This is a genomic window from Winogradskyella helgolandensis (genome assembly GCF_013404085.1).
GTDB lineage: Bacteria > Bacteroidota > Bacteroidia > Flavobacteriales > Flavobacteriaceae > Winogradskyella > Winogradskyella helgolandensis.
In genome coordinates, this window is record NZ_JABFHO010000001.1 from 784777 (window position 1) to 805692 (window position 20916).

Sequence of the window (20916 nt, forward strand, 5' to 3'; positions counted from 1 at the left end):
CCTTCATCTTTTAAATAAATTATTACCATATCTATAATCACATGGAAAAACCCGTAGTCATTGCTCAAGTAAGCGCATTAGAAAATAAGCAACCAGAACACGCACTCGTTAATGGATTAGACTTAGTCATCGTAAAATTTGATGACGATATTTCCGTACTCTACGGAAGATGTTTGCATAGAGGAGCACTAATGTCCGACGGTCATGTAGATGGTCATAATTTAATTTGCGGAGTTCATGGATGGGATTATCGTGTTGATTCTGGAGTTTCAGAATATAATAATAAAGAAGTCCTTCATAAATTTTCGACTAAAATTGAAGGAGATGATTTGTTTGTAGATGCTTTCGAAATTGATGCTTATTTAGTCAATAGTCCACAACCTTTTAATCGTGATGCGTATTTAGGAGCCTATGCTGATACACATCCCGAAGACACAGAACCCTACACAAGTTATATAAAGGAATTGGCTCAAAATGGACTAAAAAATATTGGTCATCACGGATTCTCAGCTTCTATGGGAGTCGATAGGACGACGCTTCCTAAATGGAACGATATTCAGTTTTTACCAGCACAATTAGCATCAAGACCTTTATTAGATCATGAAGCCGTAGCAACTAAAGTTGTGATTGGACCAAAGGCAAAAAAGCCATTAGAATTGGATATGCCTCTTTTTGTAAGTGATATGAGTTTTGGTGCCTTATCTCGTGAAGCCAAAATAGCCTTATCAAAAGGAGCACAATTAGCAGGAACAGGAATTTGCTCTGGTGAAGGTGGTATGTTACCCGAGGAACAAGCGAGTAATTCTAAATATTTTTACGAATTAGCATCCGCTCAATTTGGTTTTTCTTGGGATAAATTAGACAACGTACAAGCCTTTCATTTTAAAGGCGGTCAAGGAGCAAAAACAGGAACAGGAGGACATTTACCAGGCAATAAAGTAAGTGCTGAAATTGCAGCAGTTCGCGGATTAAAAGAAGGAGAAACCGCAATTTCACCAGCTGCAAACCCAAATTTTCATACGGTTGAAGACTTTAAAGTATTTGCAGATAAAGTAAGAGCACGTACAGGAGGCATTCCTATTGGATTTAAAATTGCTGCAAGTCATATTGAAAAAGACATTCAATTTGCACTCGATGTTGGTGTCGACTATATTATTCTCGATGGTCGTGGTGGCGGAACAGGCTCTGCTCCTACTATTTTAAGAGATCATATTAACGTTCCAACCATCCCGGCATTAGCAAGAGCAAGAGCGTATATGGATAAAGTTGGTGCGACTGATGTCACTTTAGTTATTACAGGAGGTTTACGTGTCGCTGAAGATTTTGCAAAAGCCATGATGTTGGGAGCAGATGCTATTGCGGTATCTAATTCGGCATTACAAGCTATTGGGTGTTTAGGGATGCGTGCTTGTGGCAGTAATAACTGTCCGGTTGGAATTGCGACTCAAAAAGAATCGTTACGAAGCAGATTAATTATAGATGCTTCAGCTAAACAATTACAAAACTACTTTGAAGCAAGCAACGATTTAATTAAAGTTGTAGCACGTGCTTGTGGTTATGATACGATCTCTAAATTTAATCAAGAAGACCTTTCAACTTACGATCGCGATATGCATCAACTTACAGGAATTAATTACGCAGGAATAATATAAAACAATATACTATGGAAAAACAAATGCATTTAGCAGCTCAATATTTAGCTGCAGCAGGAATAAGCTTTTTAGAAAAAAAACCAGACGATAGCCATACTAACTTAGGGTTTGATAAAGAAAATGGAAGTCTTTGTACGCATACACTTTCAGAGAATGGAGATCAATTATGTTTAGATTATGAAAAGTTCGCATTACAATGGAAATCTAATAAAGGCACTACAACTTTTGAGTTAGATGGTGCTATGCATGCTGAAGTTTTAAGTTGGCTGACGGACACGACTAAAGCCCATTTAAATAAAACATATCATTACGCATTTCACTACGATTTACCTTATGCAATCGACAATTCTTTTACGTTTGAATTGTTAGATTCTGACCAACTGAATGCACTCAAAAACCTACGTGTTTTAGCACAATCAATTCTTGAAAAAATAGATCAAAACTATAATCTTAATACATCAATTAGAGTTTGGCCACATCACTTTGATTCTGGCATTTATAATGCATTACCCGATTCTGATATTACTATTGGATTAGGTTTAGCAATTCCTGATGCTATCAGCAACAAACATTATTTATATATCTCTGGATACAAAAATGGTGGTACAATAGACACTTCACAATTACCGAAATTACCATCTGGAGAATGGAAATCTGGTGACTTTAAAGGTGCGGTTCTTAATGCAGATACAATCGTAGAATCTGAAGGTGTAACCTTTTTTGCAGAAGCAATTCATCAATTAAAGAACAACTCATAATAAACACTATAGACTTCTAGAATACAAAATTATTACTCACAATAGGTGTATTACTTATAAAATATCTAATTAATGGGAGATAAATCAAAAGGGAAAGCTGAGGATCACTATTTAATGGAAGAATTAAATATTGATAAAGACGCGTTAAAACAATTAAAAAAGAAATTAGCTAAAGTTGCACCAAGGTCTGAAAGAGGAGTAGAAACATTATTTAGATTATTATCTAAAAATCAGTATACTCTAAACACGATGATAGATACTAAATCAAATATTTTAATCTCCATAAACGCTTTAATTTTATCATTAATTCTAGGTACAGTAATGAGCCAATTAAGCACAGACCCTCATCTAATCTTTCCAGTAGTCATGATTTTGTTTACGAATCTAGCCTCAATTGCCTTTGCAATCTTTGCAACACGTCCAGAATTAGTTCATGGAAAAAGTGAAACGAAAAACTTAATGTTTTACGGAAACTTTCGTGATATGGAAGAAGTTGAGTACGTCAATAACATTACCAACTTAATGAATGAAGGCGATGAGTTATATAAGACCATTGCTACAGATACCTACCATTTAGGCAAAACGATTGACCGTAAATTTAAGTTACTTCGTAAATCGTTTAATATTTTTTTAATTGGTATTATTTTATCCGTAATCGCATTTATAGGGTGTCATGTGTTTTTTGGAGGGATGATTTAATTTTTAAGCAAAGCTATTTTAGCTTCAGAAGTACTATGAAAAATTAAAGTTTAAAACTTCTACTCCATAAAAAAAGCCCTACATCTCTGTAAGGCTTTTTTTGTTGTGGTCCCACATGGACTCGAACCATGGACCACCTGATTATGAGTCAGGTGCTCTAACCAACTGAGCTATAGGACCATTGACATTTGTCAATCTCTTTATTACTAAAGAGTGTGCAATATTACTACATATTTTAAAACTCTACAAGAAAAATAAACCGTTTTAATCCTTTATATCTTGACACAACTCAATTAAAACTCCATTTGTGGATTTTGGATGTAAAAAAGCAATCAATTTATTGTCCGCTCCTTGTTTTGGTTTCTTATGAATCATCGTAAAACCTTCTTTGGTTAAGCGTTCAATTTCCTTCTCAATATCATCAACCGCAAAAGCAATATGATGCATCCCTTCTCCTTTTTTCTCTATGAATTTAGCAATCGGACTGTCTTCATCGGTTGCCTGAAGCAATTCAATTTTATTTGGACCACATTTAAAAAATGACGTTTTTACCCCTTCGCTTTCAACATCTTCAATTTTATAATGCTCTTTTCCAAATAAGGCTTTAAAAAGGGAATTCGATTTTTCAATGTCCTTAACAGCGATTCCTATATGTTCTATTTTCTTCATGAAAAATTTTTATTTTTTGTTCCCTTAAAAAAGGGAATATCCGTTTCAGTTTCCGCAAAAGCGAAAATCCCATTAATAATTTACACTCAAAAATAAGATAATCCTTAAATAACCTCTACTTTTGCAGACGATTAGTTATTATAATCATCATGGAAGAATTTACACAAAGACAAAAGAAAATAGGAGGTATCCTCCAACAAGATTTAGCAGAGGTATTACAAAAAGCGGCTACCGATGGTGGTTTGCGTGGTGTAATCATATCCGTTAGTAAAGTAAATGTAACTACAGATCTGTCTGTGGCTAAAGTTTATCTTAGTATTTTTCCTAATAAAGAAGGAGAAACCTTATTAGAAGGTATTAAATCTAACAAACCTTTAATTAGACACGAATTAGCAAAACGCACACGTCACCAATTGAGACGTATGCCACAATTAGAATTTTTTATCGATGATTCACTAGAATATATTGATGGTATTGAACGTTCATTAAAAGGAGAAGACAATCCATTAGAGAACCCAGACTTATTAGGCAAGCGTAAAAAATCTTAAGTGAATTTCCCTTTATATATAGCAAAACGTTACCTGTTTTCTAAAAGCAGTAACAATGCTATTAATATAATGACGTTGATTGCTTCAGGAGGAGTGATTATTGCTTCAGCAGCACTATTTATTGTCCTATCTGTATTTGCGGGCTTAAAAGATTATAGTCTTAATTTTTCCACATTTGTCGATCCCGATTTAAAATTAATTCCTTCAACAGGAAAGTCATTTCAATGGTCTGAAAAGGATAATGCTTCCCTCTTAAAAATTGAAGGTATTGCTGTATCTTCTGAAATCATAGAGGAACGTATTTTCATTAAAACTGATAATAAAAACCAAATTGCCACATTAAAAGGCGTCGATAAAAATTACTCAAATGTTACTAGCATCGACTCTATGGTAACCAAAGGAAATTGGATCACTCCTAATAGCACTGAAGTTGTTTCTGGCTGGGGAATTTCTAATAATTTATCCTTTGGTGTTCTAGATTATATAAAGCCTCTTTCGTTTTACGTTCCTAAGGTTGGAAAAGGTCAAGCCACGTCTATTCAAGGGTATTATAATTCGGTTTATGTGACTAATGTTGGCCTATTTGATATCAATGAGCAGTTTAATAATAATTATGTGTTTTCAGATATTAAACTCGCTAAACAATTACTTAGTTACAAAGACGATCAACGCAGTGCTATTGAGATAAAATTGAATCCTGATGCGAATGAAGACCTTATCAGATCTCAAATTGAAACTGCCTTCGAAGGTAAATTCAATATAAAAAATAGAGCCGAATTGAATGATGCCTTATTCAAAATGTTGAATACCGAAAACCTCGCTATTTACCTCATCTTCACTTTAGTGATTATTATTGCCTTATTCAATGTTATTGGTGCCATTATTATGATGATTTTGGACAAGAAGAAATCACTCAACACCTTGTTTCATTTAGGTGCAGAAACCAAATCTATTAAGTCTATCTTTTTTCTACAAGGTAGTCTAATGACCATTGTAAGTGGGATTATTGGCGTTACAATAGGATTAATCATTGTTTTTTTACAGCAAAGTTTTGAGTTAGTAATGTTAACTCCAGACCTCGCTTATCCTGTTCGTCTTAGTTTCTTTAATGCCATCGTTGTTTTAGTAACAATTTTTGCTTTCGGTATTATGGCTTCTAAAATTGCTTCTCAACGCATTACACCTAGTTTAATAAAGAGTTAATTTTTAAACGCGAATTTATAGTGATTTATTCGAATAGCTCAAGGGCTTAAACTGAGTTGTACGACGTTTACATGGAGATTAGCAGATAATAATTAAGAAGGCGATTTTTAAAAGTTATCATAATCAACTTATCCGCTTTGCGACTTTGCGAGAATTATAGTTGCACATCGTTATTCTGAGAAAAAACAAACCATAACTAGAGTTTCCCTTTTTAGAATCTAGTTTTTGTTTTTATTGAAACTTAAGTTTAGCCTTTTCTACTCAAACTGATAATCAGAAAACTTGTCTAAAACTTCATCAAAAGCTGCGAAGACATCTTTAGAGTCGTCGCTTGTTACCATTTTCATGCGGTATTCTTTAAAGTGTGGAATTCCTTTGAAATAATTGGTATAATGTCTACGGGTTTCAAAAACACCAAGAACCTCACCTTTCCAATCAATAGCCATTTGTAAATGTCGTCTAGCGGCTTCTACACGTTCTGCTAATGAGATTGGTCCTAAATGTTCACCGGTTTCAAAAAAGTGCTTTACTTGTTTAAAAAACCATGGGTTTCCTATAGATGCGCGTCCAATCATAGCTCCATCTAAACCATAAGAATCACGCATTAACATCGCTTTTTCAGGCGTATCTACATCACCATTTCCAAACACAGGAATATGCATACGTGGATTATTCTTAACCTCCGCTATCGGTTTCCAGTCGGCATCACCTTTATACATTTGTGCTCTGGTTCTACCATGTATAGAAATTGCCTTACAACCTACATCTTGTAAACGTTCTGCAACCTCAACAATTTTAATAGAATCGTGATCCCAACCTAGCCTAGTTTTCACAGTTACTGGTAAATTAGTACGCTTTACCATTTCGGCAGTCAATTGTTCCATTAAACAGATATCTTTTAAAATACCTGCTCCTGCTCCTTTTGATACTACTTTTTTAACCGGACAACCAAAATTGATATCAATAATATCTGGATTCGATTTTTCGACAATATCAATGGTTTGCAACATGCTTTCCATATTGGCTCCAAAAATCTGGATACCAACTGGCCGTTCTTTTTCGTAGATATCTAATTTCATAACGCTTTTTGCTGCGTTACGGATTAAGCCTTCACTAGATACAAACTCAGTATACACCACATCGGCTCCTTGTTCTTTACAAAGTGCTCTAAATGGTGGATCGCTTACATCTTCCATAGGTGCTAAAAGCAATGGAAAGTCTGGTAATTCTATGTCGCCTATTTTAACCAAGTGTATAAATTTTGATGCAAAATTAATGCTTTTTATTAAAAGACCTCACGGCTTGTAAAACCCGTGAGGTCATTAATTTTAATTTGAATCCGCTAATTGATTCTTAAAACTGAACTTTAGTTGCAATTTCTTCCTGTCCACGTTTCACGGTAATATCAGCTTCATCACCGTTGTCAAAAACAGATAAGGCACGCATGTAACTCATCATATCTGTAATAGTGCTATCCCCTAATTTAGTGACTACATCTCCTTTTTGTAAACCTGCATTAAAAGCTGGTGTATCTTCGCGAGTGCCATCTATTCGCATGCCTTTTCCATCGTATAAATAATCTGGAACCACTCCTAACCCCACTTTAAAACGTGGTGTTTCTTCACTTTCATTCTTTGTTTTTCGGAATGCCAATTCTCCATTATCATCCAAATCGTTAATAATATCGTAGATGTAATCTGAAATTAAATCCATGCCTTCGTAATTCAACTTTTCAGCATCATCACCTGGTTTATGGTAATCTTCGTGCTGACCTGTAAAGAAATGTAACACCGGAATGTCTATTAAATAAAAAGACGTGTGATCGCTAGGACCTACCCCACTTTCATTTTCTACAATTTTGAATTTATCATTATTAGATTTCAAGGTTTGCTTAAATATTGGAGAGGTTCCTGTACCATAAACCGCTAAAGTACTATCCGCTTTCATTCTGCCAACCATATCCATATTTATCATGTAATTGATCGATTCAGCATCTAATGTTGGGTTTTTTGAAAAGTAATTAGAGCCTAATAATCCCATTTCTTCACCAGAAAACGCTAAAAATAAATAGTTGTTTTTGTCCTTAATTTCAGACTGGTCATTTTTCACTTTTAACCGGCTTGCCAGATTTAGCATCACAGCCACTCCACTCGCATTATCATCAGCTCCGTTATGTATGGCTTTATCTTCACCACGATATAAAGACCCTTCACCTCCAAAACCTAAATGATCGTAGTGTGCACCAATAACTATAGTAGTTTTAGCATTGTTGTCTATAAAACCAATGACATTATGACCCGTAATGGTGCTGTCTGCATTGGTCGTAAATTCTACTTCACTGTGCGGATCTGTTTTAGGTTTGAACGAAAACGACTGTAAATACCCTTCCGTTCCTTTTGGTTGTACTCCAATTGCTTTAAAACGCTTAATAAGATATTCAGATGCTAAAACTTCACCTTGTGTTCCTGTTTGGCGACCTTCTAATTTATCATCAGCTAAAAATGCAACGTCTTCCTTTATGTTGTTTTCAGCAACTTTAGGTTCATTTTTACAAGATAGAAATCCTACTAAAATGAATAAAATCAATACTTTTTTCATGTCAGAATATATTTTTAATGTTTTATGAGAAAGCAGTTTTGTAGTCGAACAGTGAATTATTTATCCGCAGTATTTCGTCGCGTATTTCACCATTAAATCTTACTTTTGCACAAAATTAGGCATTAAATATCACTTATTATAATTCTTTATTATGAACAGAATCATTGCAGTTTTAATTCTATTGGTTACGTTTTCATCTTGTAAAAATGACCGCTCTAAAACATCTGACGGAACCGTTGAAACAACATCGGGTGCTACTAAAAAATATGATTCTTTAATCTACCCTGAAGAAACTTATTTTAAGTCTATGAGACAAGTCACTTATGGTGGTGATAATGCTGAAGCCTATTGGAGTTTTGATGATAAACAATTGGTGTTTCAATCTAATAATGTTAAATGGGATGTGGAATGCGATCAAATGTTTATAATGGATGCTAACCAAACCTTTACAGATAGTATTGCTCCACCAATGGTCAGTACAGGAAAGGGAAGAACAACCTGTTCGTATTTTATGCCAGATAACAAGCATATTATTTATGCTTCTACACATCTCGGAGACGACGCTTGCCCTGATACACCAATGAAAAGAAACGGAAAGTACATTTGGCCAATCTATGATACCTACGATATTTTTGTAGCTGATTTAGAAGGTAATATTGTAAGCCAATTAACTAATGAAGTGGGTTATGATGCCGAACCAACTGTATCTCCAAAAGGTGATAAAATTGTATTTACTTCAACTAGAAGTGGTGATTTAGAATTATACACCATGAATTTGGATGGTTCTGATGTTAAACAAATTACTAATGAATTAGGTTATGATGGTGGAGCCTTCTTTTCACCAGATGGCAGTAAATTAATCTTTAGATCATCGCGTCCTAAAACAGAAGAAGAGATTAAAGAATATAAAGATTTATTGGCTGAAGGCTTAGTTCAACCAACGCAAATGGAATTGTATATCTGTAATGCAGATGGGTCTGATTTACGTCAATTAACCGATTTAGGTAATGCCAATTGGAGTCCGTTTTTTCACCCTTCTGGTGAGAAGGTATTATTCTCTTCTAATTTTGAATCTGAACGCGGTTTTCCTTTCAACTTATACTTAATTGATATTGATGGAAAGAATTTAAAACGTGTTACACATAGTGAAACGTTTGATGCATTTCCGGTATTCTCTAATGATGGAAAATATTTAGTGTTTTCTTCTAATAGAAATAATGGTGGAGGACATGATACTAATTTGTTTATTGCAGAATGGCAAGATTAGTTTAAATCTTTTAATCTTTCGCGCTCTTCAGCACTTGTAGTACGCTCATTAGTGCTGAGTTTTGTATTACCAAATTTATATCTAAACCCTAATTTTATATATCTACTATCTAGATCTATAAAACTAGAATTAGACTGATTTAAATAACGTGTTGACGTTTCATAGTTTTGTAGATCAAAGAAATCTTCAACAGATAGAGAAATAACCCCTTTTTTATTAAAAACAGTTTTTGATAAACTTAACTCAGAAACCAACCGATTTTCAACGGTTTGAAATTGTTGTAAATTCTTGCCAATCCAAGTAAACGTTAGACTCGCACTTAAACTTTGATCTTTCAAAAAGGAAAAACTATTAGATAAAATACTATAGTTAGACCATTGATCTTGTTCAACAAAACCCTCTCCAAAATCTGCTTCTTCAGAAAAGTTATAAAATGAGGTTAAAAAATATAAATCCCAAATGTTTGTTGGAGAGTAGATGAATTGAAAATCAAAACCATATTCTACTTTCTTGTCTAGGTTGGTTGGTGTGTAAGCAACCATATTAGTGCTATTGTTTTGGCGAGGTAATTCTACAATATCTCCATCATAGTTTATATAATAAGCCTCAATCGTAAAATATTTTAAGAAATCGGTTCCTATTTTAAAGTGATCATAATAGGTTGGGACTAAATTAGGGTTACCCAATACTATGGTGTTCTCGTTTAAGAAAAGTGTAAATGGATTTAAATCTGTATAACTTGGTCTTGCAATGCTGCGCTTATAATTTGCATTGATACTTAAATCTTCAAGAATTTGATGTGACACACTCGCATTAGGAAACCAATCTAAATAATCTTGTGTATTCATTTCATTCATTGTTAGAGATTCTCCTTCAATATTGCTTTGCTCAACTCTTAACCCTATGTTTAATTCCCATTTGTCCCAAGATTTAGCATAGTTAGAATACGCAGCAAAGACCTTTTCATCATATTTAAAGGCATCAGTATTTGCTGTATTTATAACTTCAGAACCTCCAACAATATCTAATCTTGTAATGTCGCTGTCGGTATTTATGTTTGAATATTTTACTCCAACTCCAAAACTAGAAGATTCATTTATAGGCAAACTATAATCTATTTTACCTGTTACTATATTTGTTTTCTGGTTAGAAATTGAATTAAACTCTGAATCTCCACTAAACAGATTATTTTCATCATAAGTGTTAGTGAGTACATTTTGGTCACGCTCATAATCATAAATCGTATAATGTGCATTAAATGTAAGGTTGGCACTATTTTCAAAATCGTGTCTAAAAATTAAATCGGTGCCAATATTGTACTTGTTGTCTCTAGATAAATTATCTGCTGTAAAACGTTCTTGAAAAACATAATTTTCGTCCGTAATATTCGTGTTATTATTTATTTGATACTTATAATATGGAGTATAGAGACCCGTACTTGTTAAACTTAAAGTATTGTTATCATTAATATAATAATCGAAATTAAGGTTAAGATTGTGGGTTTCTGTCCAGGTATTTCTATTGATGTTAGATGTCCAGATTTCTTCAATGTCATTTGCGGAGTCTAAAAAATTAACGGTATCATCTTGTTCTCTATTAATTTTATTCTTAGTGTAACTGTAATTAAGATTTAGGTTGACTTTATTATTCTTAAAATAATGACTCGTACCAGCATTATATCTAGGAAAAACACCTTGCGTATAATTAGTAAACACACTGCCTCTATAGCCTGTAACCAAATTTTTACTCATTATAATATTAATCACAGAACCAGAATCTGCATCATAACTGGCTGGTGGATTGGTAATCACCTCAACCGATTTAATGCTATTTGCTGGTGCACTTTCTAACAATGTAATGAGTTCATCGGAAGTCAATTGCACACGTCTATTATTAATATAAACAATTGCCGGTGCGCTTTTAATATTTATAGTCCCTTCTGAAACTATGATTCCGGGTGTATTTTTTAAAACACTAAGTGTAGAACCTTCTATTAACGCTGTATTCTCTACATTAAAAATTAAGCGGTCTGACTTACGTGTTATAGTTGGTTTTTTAGCAATTATTGTAACTTCATCTAAACTATCAGGAATCTCATTAAGCTGAATATTTTTTAAATCTAAATGTCCTGTTAGAATAATTTTTTGTTGAAATTCCTCAAAACCCAAGTAACTTATTTTAAGGTAGAATGTAGTTTCGGATAAATTAATTAAATTAAAAAAACCTTTATCATCTGTTGATGTTCCTTTTAAATAATCACCATCTAATTCTGCAAGAATTACAACATTTGCAAACTCAATGGGATTATTATTAGAATCAACTACACGACCAGAAACTGTATAATCTTGAGCAAACATCACAGAAGAGAGCATAAAAATATATACACAAAAAAAGAGGCGCAAATGATTAATCATAAAATAGGTTTGAATGCAAGATATAAATTGTTTTTTACATAATACTGCGGTTTTTCCGTAATTGCAATTGTTTTTATTCTTATATTTTATACGATAAAGCACAAGAAATCAATTATATTTCTTCAGTATAATCTTTATTTAATAAACTTAAAAAGTATAAATTTTAGCTTCACTTCAGCAACCACTTCGTTAGCCTACATAATTTATTTAATTTGAAAACTTACAAAATTCAAATGAAAAAATTCATGTACTTTTGCCAATTAGTTATTGCCTTAGAAAAGATACATGAAAAACATTCGTAATTTTTGCATTATTGCACATATTGACCACGGTAAAAGTACCTTAGCAGATCGTTTACTAGATGCCACAGGTTCTGTAACTGCGCGCGAACAGCAAGCCCAGCTTTTAGATAGTATGGACTTGGAACGTGAACGTGGTATTACTATTAAGTCGCATGCCATACAAATGGATTATATATATGAAGGCGAAAAATATGTGCTTAACCTTATTGATACACCTGGTCACGTAGATTTTTCTTATGAAGTCTCACGTTCTATTGCTGCTTGTGAAGGTGCCCTATTAATTGTAGATGCAGCTCAGAGTATACAGGCGCAAACTATTTCTAACTTGTATTTAGCACTAGAGAATGATTTAGAAATAATTCCGGTATTGAACAAAGTTGATTTACCAAGTGCAAACCCTGAGGAAGTAACCGATGATATTGTTGACCTTTTAGGTTGTGATCCTTCTGAAGTGATTCATGCCAGTGGAAAAACTGGTTTTGGTGTTGAGAATATTTTAAAAGCCATTATTGAACGTATTCCAGCTCCAAAAGGTAATGTAGACGAACCGCTTCAAGCTTTAATTTTTGATTCCGTTTATAACACATTTAGAGGTATTGAAACCTATTTTAGAGTCTTTAATGGTGAAATAAAGAAGGGTCAAAAAATTAAATTTGTTGCCACAGGAAAAGAATATTTTGCAGATGAAGTTGGAACTTTAAAATTAACTCAAGTTGCCAAACAAAGTGTAAAAGCTGGTGATGTTGGCTATCTAATTACAGGTATAAAAACAGCTAAAGAAGTAAAAGTGGGTGATACCATTACAGATTTTGCTAATCCAACAACCAATATTATTGAAGGTTTTGAAGATGTAAAACCAATGGTTTTTGCTGGTATTTACCCTGTGGACACTGAAGATTACGAAGAGTTGAGAAACTCTATGGAAAAATTACAACTTAATGATGCATCCTTGGTATTTCAACCTGAAAGCTCTGCAGCTTTAGGTTTTGGTTTCCGTTGTGGATTCTTAGGCATGTTACACATGGAAATTATCCAAGAACGTCTAGAACGTGAATTTGATATGACCGTAATTACTACAGTTCCTAACGTATCCTATCATGCATATACCAACAAAAATCCTGATGAGGCTTTTATTGTTAATAATCCAAGTGACCTACCAGAGCCTACAACTGTAAATCGTGTTGAAGAGCCGTTTATTAAGGCTACCATTATTACAAAATCTGATTTTGTCGGTAACGTTATGAGTTTGTGTATTGAAAAACGAGGTATGATTGTTAATCAAACCTATTTAACGACAGAACGTGTAGAATTAATTTTTGAAATGCCATTAGCAGAAATTGTTTTCGATTTTTATGATCGTTTAAAAACGGTTTCTAAAGGTTATGCCTCTTTCGATTATTCGCCAATTGGTATGAAAGTGTCAAAATTAGTACGTTTAGATGTCTTATTAAATGCACAACCTGTTGATGCGCTTTCGGCATTAATTCACGCGGATAACGCACACCATATTGGTAAAAAAATGTGCGAGAAATTGAAAGAGTTAATACCAAGACAGCAATTTGATATTCCTATTCAAGCGGCCATCGGTGCAAAAATTATTGCACGTGAAACTGTAAAAGCATTACGTAAAGATGTAACAGCAAAATGTTATGGTGGAGATATTTCTCGTAAACGTAAGTTACTTGAAAAGCAGAAAAAAGGTAAAAAACGTATGCGCCAAGTAGGTAATGTTGAAATACCTCAGCAGGCATTTATGGCTGTATTGAAACTGAATGATTAATCATGTTTTAAATAAAAAAAGATTCCTGCTTTCGTAGGAATCTTTTTCTTTATTATTCGTTCTTTATCTTAAATATTCATTTATCATAGGGCATTTTAATCCTCATTCACCACCTTTTCCAGATCAAAAGGCTTACCTAAATACACCAATTTAAAGTTTTGTCCAATATTATCGTCTTTTGTGTTGTGCACTGAAATTATATGAAGTTCTCCTTCATCATCTTTTATAAACAATGGAATGATATACTGATCCTTACGTGCCATTTCTATAAGACTAGCGTAATGTGCAGCATCACGTATGTCTATTTCTTGTATGGCAGGATATTTACGTGTTACTTCTGTTAAATTAATATAATCATCAGTGGGAGAAAATAAGCCTTCTTTTGGACTGTTTTCTGGGTTGTTCATTTCATCTGAAGTGACCAATCTATACGAACCATTCTCACCAAATTCTTTTGTAAATTTTTCTATAACGTAAGCATTAATATCCGAGTTTCCGGTCATTGCCATGATGTAACCTACATCATTTAATTCAATATTGTCCGAAAGTGTATCTGCATAAATATTACTACTTAAGGCTTCAAGACCTAATTCTTCGGCCTTATCTATATTATTTTGATTGCTATCAATAAGCACCACATGCCTTCCGTTCGTTACTAAATAATGTCCTAAAAGTCGTGATAATTTTGAAGCTCCAACTATTAAAATTCCATTCGATTTTGTTAAAAATACACCAACCAATCTTGCAAATAAACGTGCCGTTGTTGCATTTAATAAAACGGTTCCTAAAACAATCATAAATACTAAAGGAGTAATGTATTCTGCTCCTTCAACACCTTGCTTCATTAATTTACTGCCAAAAAGTGATGCGATACCTGCGGCAACAATACCACGTGGTCCAACCCAACTTATAAATAGTTTTTCATTGAGTTCAAGCTTAGAACCGTGGGTACTCACAAATACCGCTAATGGCCTAATAACAAAGACAACGATAGCAAACAGTATCGCTGTATTCCAATTGTATAGTAGAAGTAGGTCTTCAATATCAATGTTTGCAGCTAACAGAATAAATAAAATTGAAATTAATAATACACTCAGCGATTCTTTAAAATATAATAGTTCTTTGAGATTATCTAGTTTACTGTTTCCTAAAACCATTCCCATAACCACAACAGCTAAAAGTCCAGATTCGTGAGCAAATAATTCTGATTCAACAAACACCAATAATACGGTTGAAAGCGATACGACGTTTAATAAATAATGTGGAATTAGCTTTTTATTAATTGCAAAAGCCAAAGCATGAGCAAACGTGAAACCAAATGTGGTACCAAATAATACAATTTTACCAAATTCCATTAAAGCTGTCTTTGTAAAACCACTGTCACCTCCAACACTTATAAATTCAAAAACTAAAACGGCAACTAAAGCACCAATAGGATCGATAAGAATACCTTCCCATTTTAACACGGTTGAAACATCTTTTTTAAGTGGAATATTTCTTAAAATTGGGGTAATTACAGTTGGTCCAGTTACAATAATAAGTCCTGCAAATAGAAAAGATAAATCCCAACTTAAGTTAAACGTATAACGTGCCACGATACCAGCACCGAAGAATGTAATGGCAGAACCAACGGTAATTAATTTGGTAATTACAGGTCCTACATTTTTAATTTCGGATCGTTTTAAGGTTAAGCCTCCTTCAAATAAAATAATACTTATGGCAAGTGACACAAAATAATACAAGCTATCGCCAGGGAACAACCCTTTTGTGCCATTCCAAATAGGCTCTATCCATTTGGTTTTATCTTCACTTAAAAATTCTGCTGCAATCGGACCTACCAATAATCCTATTAGTATTAAGGGTAAAATAGCTGGGATTTTAAATTTCCAAGCTACCCATTGTGCTAATATTCCAAGAATTATAATTCCGGCGAGTTCTAACATCTATCTACTTTTTGCGTGAAAATACTAAATTCTACTTTTATAAAAGGTTTTAATGTATAACTACTCATAATGTATTTTATTAAAATTTAAGTGCTATTATTAACCACACAAATTATTTAAGTAAAAACCGCAACTGAATTGTGAGTTTCTAAATATTATTCTTCAGTGTCGTTAGCTTCTTTTTCTTCAGATTTATAGTACACCCGTTTTAAACTCTTCTTTAATAAAGTAAATCTATAAACTCCAATGATAAAAAAGACCACACTAAATACAATTGCCGTCAGTGCTAAATATTGAAAATTAGCAAATTCTTTAAGTTGATATAACGCAATGGCGCCCAATAATAAGTATAAAGAAGAACGAATATAGGATAATAGTGTTCGCTCGTTTGCCAATCGTGTACGCTCTATGGCTAAATAATCTCGTAAAATAACTTGCTGATCGGGTTTAAAATCGCGACCAAAACGCAAGAGTTTGATTTTCTTAATTTTTAATGGTGATTTTGACATTCGTTTCATTGCTAATTCAATTTTCATTCTAAAAGTAAATATTTTTTAGAATAGATAAGAGAATATATAGCCCTTAATTGTTAAATCTCTTCTAATTTATTAAGACTAACAACAATTAGTTTTAAAGCTTTTAGTAATTTGCAAAACTTTACAAAATTTTCGCAAATGCAATTATATCCTATACAATCTGGAAACTTTAAGCTCGATGGTGGAGCCATGTTTGGTGTGGTACCAAAATCATTATGGCAACGTACCAATCCTGCTGATAATAACAACATGATAGATATAGCTGCGCGTTGCTTATTAATTGAAGATGGAAATCGCCTTATTTTAATTGATACCGGAATGGGTAATAAACAAAGTGATAAGTTCTACGGTTACTATTTTCTTTATGGTGATGACTCTATAGATAAATCGTTGGCGTCTTATGGATTTCATCGTGATGATATTACAGATGTTTTTATGACGCATCTCCATTTTGATCATTGTGGAGGGAGCATTCAATGGAACAAAGACCGAACGGGTTATGAACCTGCTTTTAAAAATGCTCATTTTTGGAGTAATAAAGACCATTGGAAATGGGCTACACAACCAAATAGACGTGAGGTGGCTTCGTTTCTAAAGGAGAATATTTTACCAATGGAAGACAGTGGACAATTAAAATTCACTTCCGTTCCTGATAATCCTATTTTAAAAAATTCTGACTTAGGATTTGATATTTTCTTTGCCAATGGCCATACCGATAAACAGATGATTCCTATGATTAATTACAAAGGAAAAACCATTTGTTTTATGGCAGATTTATTACCAACTGTTGGTCATTTACCTATGCCTTTTGTAATGGGTTATGATACTAGACCCTTATTAACACTTGACGAAAAAGAGTTGTTTTTAAATATGGCCGCAGACCAAAATTTCTATCTTTTTTTAGAACATGATGCCCATAACGAAATTATTACGGTTAAACATACTGAAAAAGGGGTGCGACTTAACGAAACATTTACAACTAACGACCTATTTAACTAAAAAAATAAAACAATAATAAACATTAATACATGAAATTTAATTTTAGAATAATAACGATTTTAGGGTTTGCTGGAACACTATTTCTAGGGTGTGGTAGCACGGGTGCCATTCTTTCTACACCAATTGAAAACATAGATTCAGCTCCTTTAAAGGTTACAGCGTTAACCGATGCTGAAGCTAAAAACTGGGGACATTTAGACCTTGTAAATGATACTATTCCTGGAATGAGTGTTAATAAAGCTTATACTGAAATCATTAAAAATAAAAAAGGAACTAAAGTCATTGTTGCCGTAATTGATTCTGGAATTGACATTGATCATGAAGATTTAAGAAATGTACTTTGGACTAACGAAGATGAAATTCCTAACAACGGAATTGATGATGATAACAACGGTTATATAGACGATATCCATGGTTGGAATTTCTTAGGTGATGGTTATGACGAACAGTTAGAATACGTACGCCTAATAGCAAGCGGAGATACGTCTAATCCTCGTTATGATGAAGCTGTAGCTCTACAAAAAGAGGAATATGAAACGTATCTTGGTGCTAAAACGAGATATGAACAAATTATAAATGTCTTAAAAAGTGCCGATGAAAAGTTAATAACACATTTTGGTAAGAAGGACTATACAATTGAAGAGGTTAATGCGATTAAAACAGAAGATGAATTATTAGGACAAGCTGTTCAAATTGCACAAAACATACATGCTAATGGTGGTACTTTTGAAGAAGCTATTGCAGAAGTTAGTGCGCCATTAGAAGGCTTTAATGAACGCTTAAACTATCATTTTAATGTTGATTTTTCGGGTCGCACCACTAAAGATGACATCAATGATTTATCTGATAAAGGCTATGGAAATGGAAACGTTAAGCCTGTTAAAAAATCAGAATCTCACGGAACGCACGTTGCAGGTATTATTGCTGCAGAACGCAATAATGGAAAAGGAGCAAATGGAATTGCTAATAATGTAGAAATTATGTCCGTTAGAACAGTTCCTAATGGAGATGAGTACGATAAAGATGTTGCATTAGCTATTCGTTATGCTGTAGATAATGGAGCAAAAGTAATAAACGGAAGTTTTGGTAAATCATTTTCTCCGCATCCAGAATGGGTAAGAGACGCTATTAAATATGCTTCAGATAATGACGTTGTATTTGTACATGCTGCAGGTAACGACAGTAAAAATGTAGATGAAGGTGCTAATTTTCCAGATGATAATGTCAACTTTGTTGAAATATCAAACACTTATATCAGAGTGGGTTCATTAACCTCAAAATATGGTTCTAAAATTGTCTCTGGTTTCTCTAATTATGGTAAAAAGAATGTGGATGTTTTTGCTCCTGGATCAGATATCTATTCAACGTTTCCAGAGAATGATTATGAAAGCATAAGCGGTACATCTATGGCATCACCTGCTGTTGCTGGTGTAGTTGCTTTAGTACGCTCTTACTACCCTAAATTAACTGCTGCACAAGTTAAACAAGTCATTTTAGAATCTGGTTTGCCTATTACAACTAAAGTGGTTGTTGGTGGAGATGCCTCTAACGTTAAGTCATTTTCAGATTTATCTACATCTGGTAGAATCGTTAATGCTTATAATGCCTTAATAATGGCATCAAAATTATAATAAACTCTTTCATATTAAATTAAATAATTGGGTTATTTAGTCAATACATCTAAATAACCCAATTATTTTTAAGGTCTTTTAATTTTCATATTTATAAAAACAAATGTCATGAAACATTCCATTATTAGTCTTTTTTCACTCTTAATTCTTGTCTCTTGTGGTGCTACAGAGCAGCCAAGTAAAGGGGTTAAAACAATAAATAATTCTACAAATAGTTATTGGCAACAACATGTAGATTATGCTATGGAAATTGATATGGACGTCAATAACTATCAATATAAAGGGAAGCAGAAATTAGTGTATACTAATAACTCACCAGATGTTATAAATCGTGTGTATTACCATTTGTTTTTTAATGCCTTTCAACCTGGAAGTGAAATGGATGTACGTTCACGTACCATTAGTGATCCAGATCCTAGAGTTGGTGATCGTATTAGTAAACTTCAACCTAATGAAATTGGTTATATTAAAGTGAATTCTTTACAACAAAACGGAACGTCTGTGTCTTACGAAACTGTTGGTACTGTTTTAGAAGTACAATTGAGTCAACCTATTCAACCAGGTGAAAAAGTAACTTTTAATATGGATTTTAATGCTCAAGTTCCTGTTCAAATTCGTAGATCAGGACGAAATAATAAAGAAGGTGTTGCTTTATCCATGTCTCAATGGTACCCAAAATTAGCAGAATATGATGATGAAGGTTGGCATGCAGATCCTTATATAGGCAGAGAGTTTCATGGAGTTTGGGGAGATTTTGATGTAAAATTAACTATCGATGAAGATTATATTGTTGGTGGAACTGGCTATCTTCAAGGAGAGCCAATAGAAAAATCTGGTAAGAAAATCCATCATTTTAAAGCTCCTAAAGTGCATGATTTTACTTGGGCTGCAGATCCAGAATATATTCACGATACATTTCAAATGCCAAATGGTCCAACACTTAATTTCTACTATAAAAGCACTTTAGAACAGGTCTATTTAGATAATTGGAAAAAATTACAAGCTGATACAGCTTTATTAATGGATTTCTTTAATGAACATATCGGAAACTATCCGTACGATCAGTATTCAGTAATTCAAGGTGGTGATGGAGGTATGGAATATGCCATGTCTACATTAATCACTGGTAAACGTAGCTATGGTAGTTTATTAGGAGTTACCGCACACGAGTTAGCACATACTTGGTTTCAATTTTTATTGGCATCCAACGAATCTAAACACGAATGGATGGATGAAGGCTACACAACATATATTTCAAATTTAGCAATGAATTCGCTTAGTGAAGACAAAAAATCTAATCCATTATCTGGTGCCTATAGAGGTTATATCGCATTAGCAAATTCTGGAGTTGAGCAACCATTAACCACACATTCTGATCGCTATGCCTTTAACAGAGCTTATGGAGCTGCAGCTTACAGTAAAGGAGCTGTTTTTTTAGCACAATTAGGTTATGTTATTGGTGAGGAAAACAGAGATAAAACGATTAAAACATATTTTGAAAATTTTAAATTTAAACATCCAAAACCCTTCGATATTATTAGAACTGCAGAACGCATCACTGATTTTGAACTGGATTGGTATTTTATAGATTTTACGCAAACTACAAATACAATAGATTATAAAGTCAGTGCGGTTAACGGTAAATCAATTACTTTAGAACGTATTGGATTAATGCCAATGCCAATAGACCTTTCTGTAACTTATACTGATGGCACTACAGAAGACTTTTACATTCCGCTTCAAATGATGCGTGGAGAAAAACCAACCTCAGCAACGATTATTAATGATTGGGCTTGGGCAATACCAACGTATTCATTTGACGCTAAGAAAGTAGTAAAATCTGTTGAAATTGATAGTTCTCAGATGATGGCAGATGTTGATAGAACTAATAATGTGTTTACAATTGAATAAACACTT

16 protein-coding genes and 1 tRNA gene are annotated in these 20916 nt (G+C 33.5%); 10 read left to right on the forward strand and 7 right to left on the reverse strand.

All coding sequences use genetic code 11. The features are described from left to right. Nucleotides 1–41: 41 nt before the first annotated feature. The 3 genes from HM992_RS03175 to HM992_RS03185 all read left to right on the forward strand — a co-directional run bounded on the left by HM992_RS03175 (nt 42) and on the right by HM992_RS03185 (nt 3109). Nucleotides 42–1652 carry a glutamate synthase-related protein gene (locus HM992_RS03175; RefSeq protein ID WP_179318690.1) on the forward strand — a complete coding sequence of 537 codons (1611 nt, stop codon included), beginning with the start codon at nt 42–44 and terminating at the stop codon, nt 1650–1652. Nucleotides 1653–1663: 11 nt separating this feature from the next. Further along, nucleotides 1664–2410, forward strand: a complete 747-nt coding sequence (locus tag HM992_RS03180) for a hypothetical protein (RefSeq protein WP_179318691.1) — start codon at nt 1664–1666, stop codon at nt 2408–2410. A 72-nt stretch (nt 2411–2482) separates the two neighbouring features. Continuing rightward, complete coding sequence (locus tag HM992_RS03185) at nt 2483–3109, forward strand: Pycsar system effector family protein (protein WP_178986439.1); 627 nt, start codon at nt 2483–2485, stop codon at nt 3107–3109. Nucleotides 3110–3215: 106 nt separating this feature from the next. Here the strand turns inward: HM992_RS03185 and HM992_RS03190 are convergent. Together HM992_RS03190 and mce are read right to left on the reverse strand one after the other, a co-directional pair. After that, nucleotides 3216–3289 (reverse strand) — tRNA-Ile (locus HM992_RS03190). Between the two features lie 84 nt (nt 3290–3373). After that, nucleotides 3374–3778, reverse strand: coding sequence for a methylmalonyl-CoA epimerase (mce, locus tag HM992_RS03195; RefSeq protein WP_178986438.1), 405 nt, complete (start codon nt 3776–3778; stop codon nt 3374–3376). Between the two features lie 149 nt (nt 3779–3927). Here mce and rbfA point away from each other — a divergent pair, with 149 nt between their 5' ends. Next, a complete protein-coding gene (gene rbfA, locus HM992_RS03200; RefSeq protein WP_179318692.1) occupies nt 3928–4326 on the forward strand; it encodes a 30S ribosome-binding factor RbfA in 399 nt (132 codons plus the stop codon). Further along, the gene (locus HM992_RS03205; RefSeq protein WP_179318693.1) at nt 4327–5529 is read left to right on the forward strand and encodes an ABC transporter permease; all 1203 of its coding nucleotides are present in this window, start codon (nt 4327–4329) and stop codon (nt 5527–5529) included. Between the two features lie 257 nt (nt 5530–5786). Here the strand turns inward: HM992_RS03205 and dusB are convergent, their stop codons facing one another. Together dusB and HM992_RS03215 are read right to left on the reverse strand one after the other, a co-directional pair. Continuing rightward, nucleotides 5787–6779 (reverse strand): tRNA dihydrouridine synthase DusB, encoded by a 993-nt coding sequence (dusB, locus tag HM992_RS03210; RefSeq protein ID WP_179318694.1) that lies wholly within the window; start codon nt 6777–6779, stop codon nt 5787–5789. Between the two features lie 103 nt (nt 6780–6882). Continuing rightward, complete coding sequence (locus tag HM992_RS03215) at nt 6883–8127, reverse strand: M28 family peptidase (protein ID WP_179318695.1); 1245 nt, start codon at nt 8125–8127, stop codon at nt 6883–6885. A 151-nt stretch (nt 8128–8278) separates the two neighbouring features. On the opposite strand from HM992_RS03215, the gene HM992_RS03220 reads away from it, so the two are divergent. Beyond that, a complete protein-coding gene (locus HM992_RS03220) occupies nt 8279–9394 on the forward strand; it encodes a TolB family protein (RefSeq protein ID WP_179318696.1) in 1116 nt (371 codons plus the stop codon). On the opposite strand, the gene HM992_RS03225 is transcribed toward HM992_RS03220, so the two are convergent. Beyond that, nucleotides 9391–11808, reverse strand: coding sequence for an outer membrane beta-barrel family protein (locus HM992_RS03225; RefSeq protein ID WP_179318697.1), 2418 nt, complete (start codon nt 11806–11808; stop codon nt 9391–9393). The genes HM992_RS03220 and HM992_RS03225 overlap by 4 nt on opposite strands. A 285-nt stretch (nt 11809–12093) precedes the next feature. Between HM992_RS03225 and lepA the strand changes: the two genes are divergently transcribed. Then, nucleotides 12094–13890 carry a translation elongation factor 4 gene (gene lepA, locus HM992_RS03230; protein WP_179318698.1) on the forward strand — a complete coding sequence of 599 codons (1797 nt, stop codon included), beginning with the start codon at nt 12094–12096 and terminating at the stop codon, nt 13888–13890. A 95-nt stretch (nt 13891–13985) separates the two neighbouring features. On the opposite strand, the gene HM992_RS03235 is transcribed toward lepA, so the two are convergent. Both HM992_RS03235 and HM992_RS03240 read right to left on the reverse strand, forming a co-directional pair. Beyond that, complete coding sequence (locus HM992_RS03235) at nt 13986–15833, reverse strand: cation:proton antiporter (RefSeq protein ID WP_178986430.1); 1848 nt, start codon at nt 15831–15833, stop codon at nt 13986–13988. 155 nt (nt 15834–15988) lie between these two features. Beyond that, nucleotides 15989–16312, reverse strand: coding sequence for a DUF202 domain-containing protein (locus HM992_RS03240; RefSeq protein WP_178986977.1), 324 nt, complete (start codon nt 16310–16312; stop codon nt 15989–15991). A gap of 195 nt (nt 16313–16507) precedes the next feature. Between HM992_RS03240 and HM992_RS03245 the strand changes: the two genes are divergently transcribed. The 3 genes from HM992_RS03245 to HM992_RS03255 all read left to right on the forward strand — a co-directional run bounded on the left by HM992_RS03245 (nt 16508) and on the right by HM992_RS03255 (nt 20910). Beyond that, nucleotides 16508–17368 carry an MBL fold metallo-hydrolase gene (locus tag HM992_RS03245; RefSeq protein WP_178986429.1) on the forward strand — a complete coding sequence of 287 codons (861 nt, stop codon included), beginning with the start codon at nt 16508–16510 and terminating at the stop codon, nt 17366–17368. 29 nt (nt 17369–17397) lie between these two features. Continuing rightward, nucleotides 17398–18999 (forward strand): S8 family peptidase, encoded by a 1602-nt coding sequence (locus HM992_RS03250; protein ID WP_179318699.1) that lies wholly within the window; start codon nt 17398–17400, stop codon nt 18997–18999. A gap of 108 nt (nt 19000–19107) precedes the next feature. Beyond that, the gene (locus tag HM992_RS03255) at nt 19108–20910 is read left to right on the forward strand and encodes a M1 family metallopeptidase (RefSeq protein WP_179318700.1); all 1803 of its coding nucleotides are present in this window, start codon (nt 19108–19110) and stop codon (nt 20908–20910) included. Nucleotides 20911–20916: the final 6 nt, after the last annotated feature.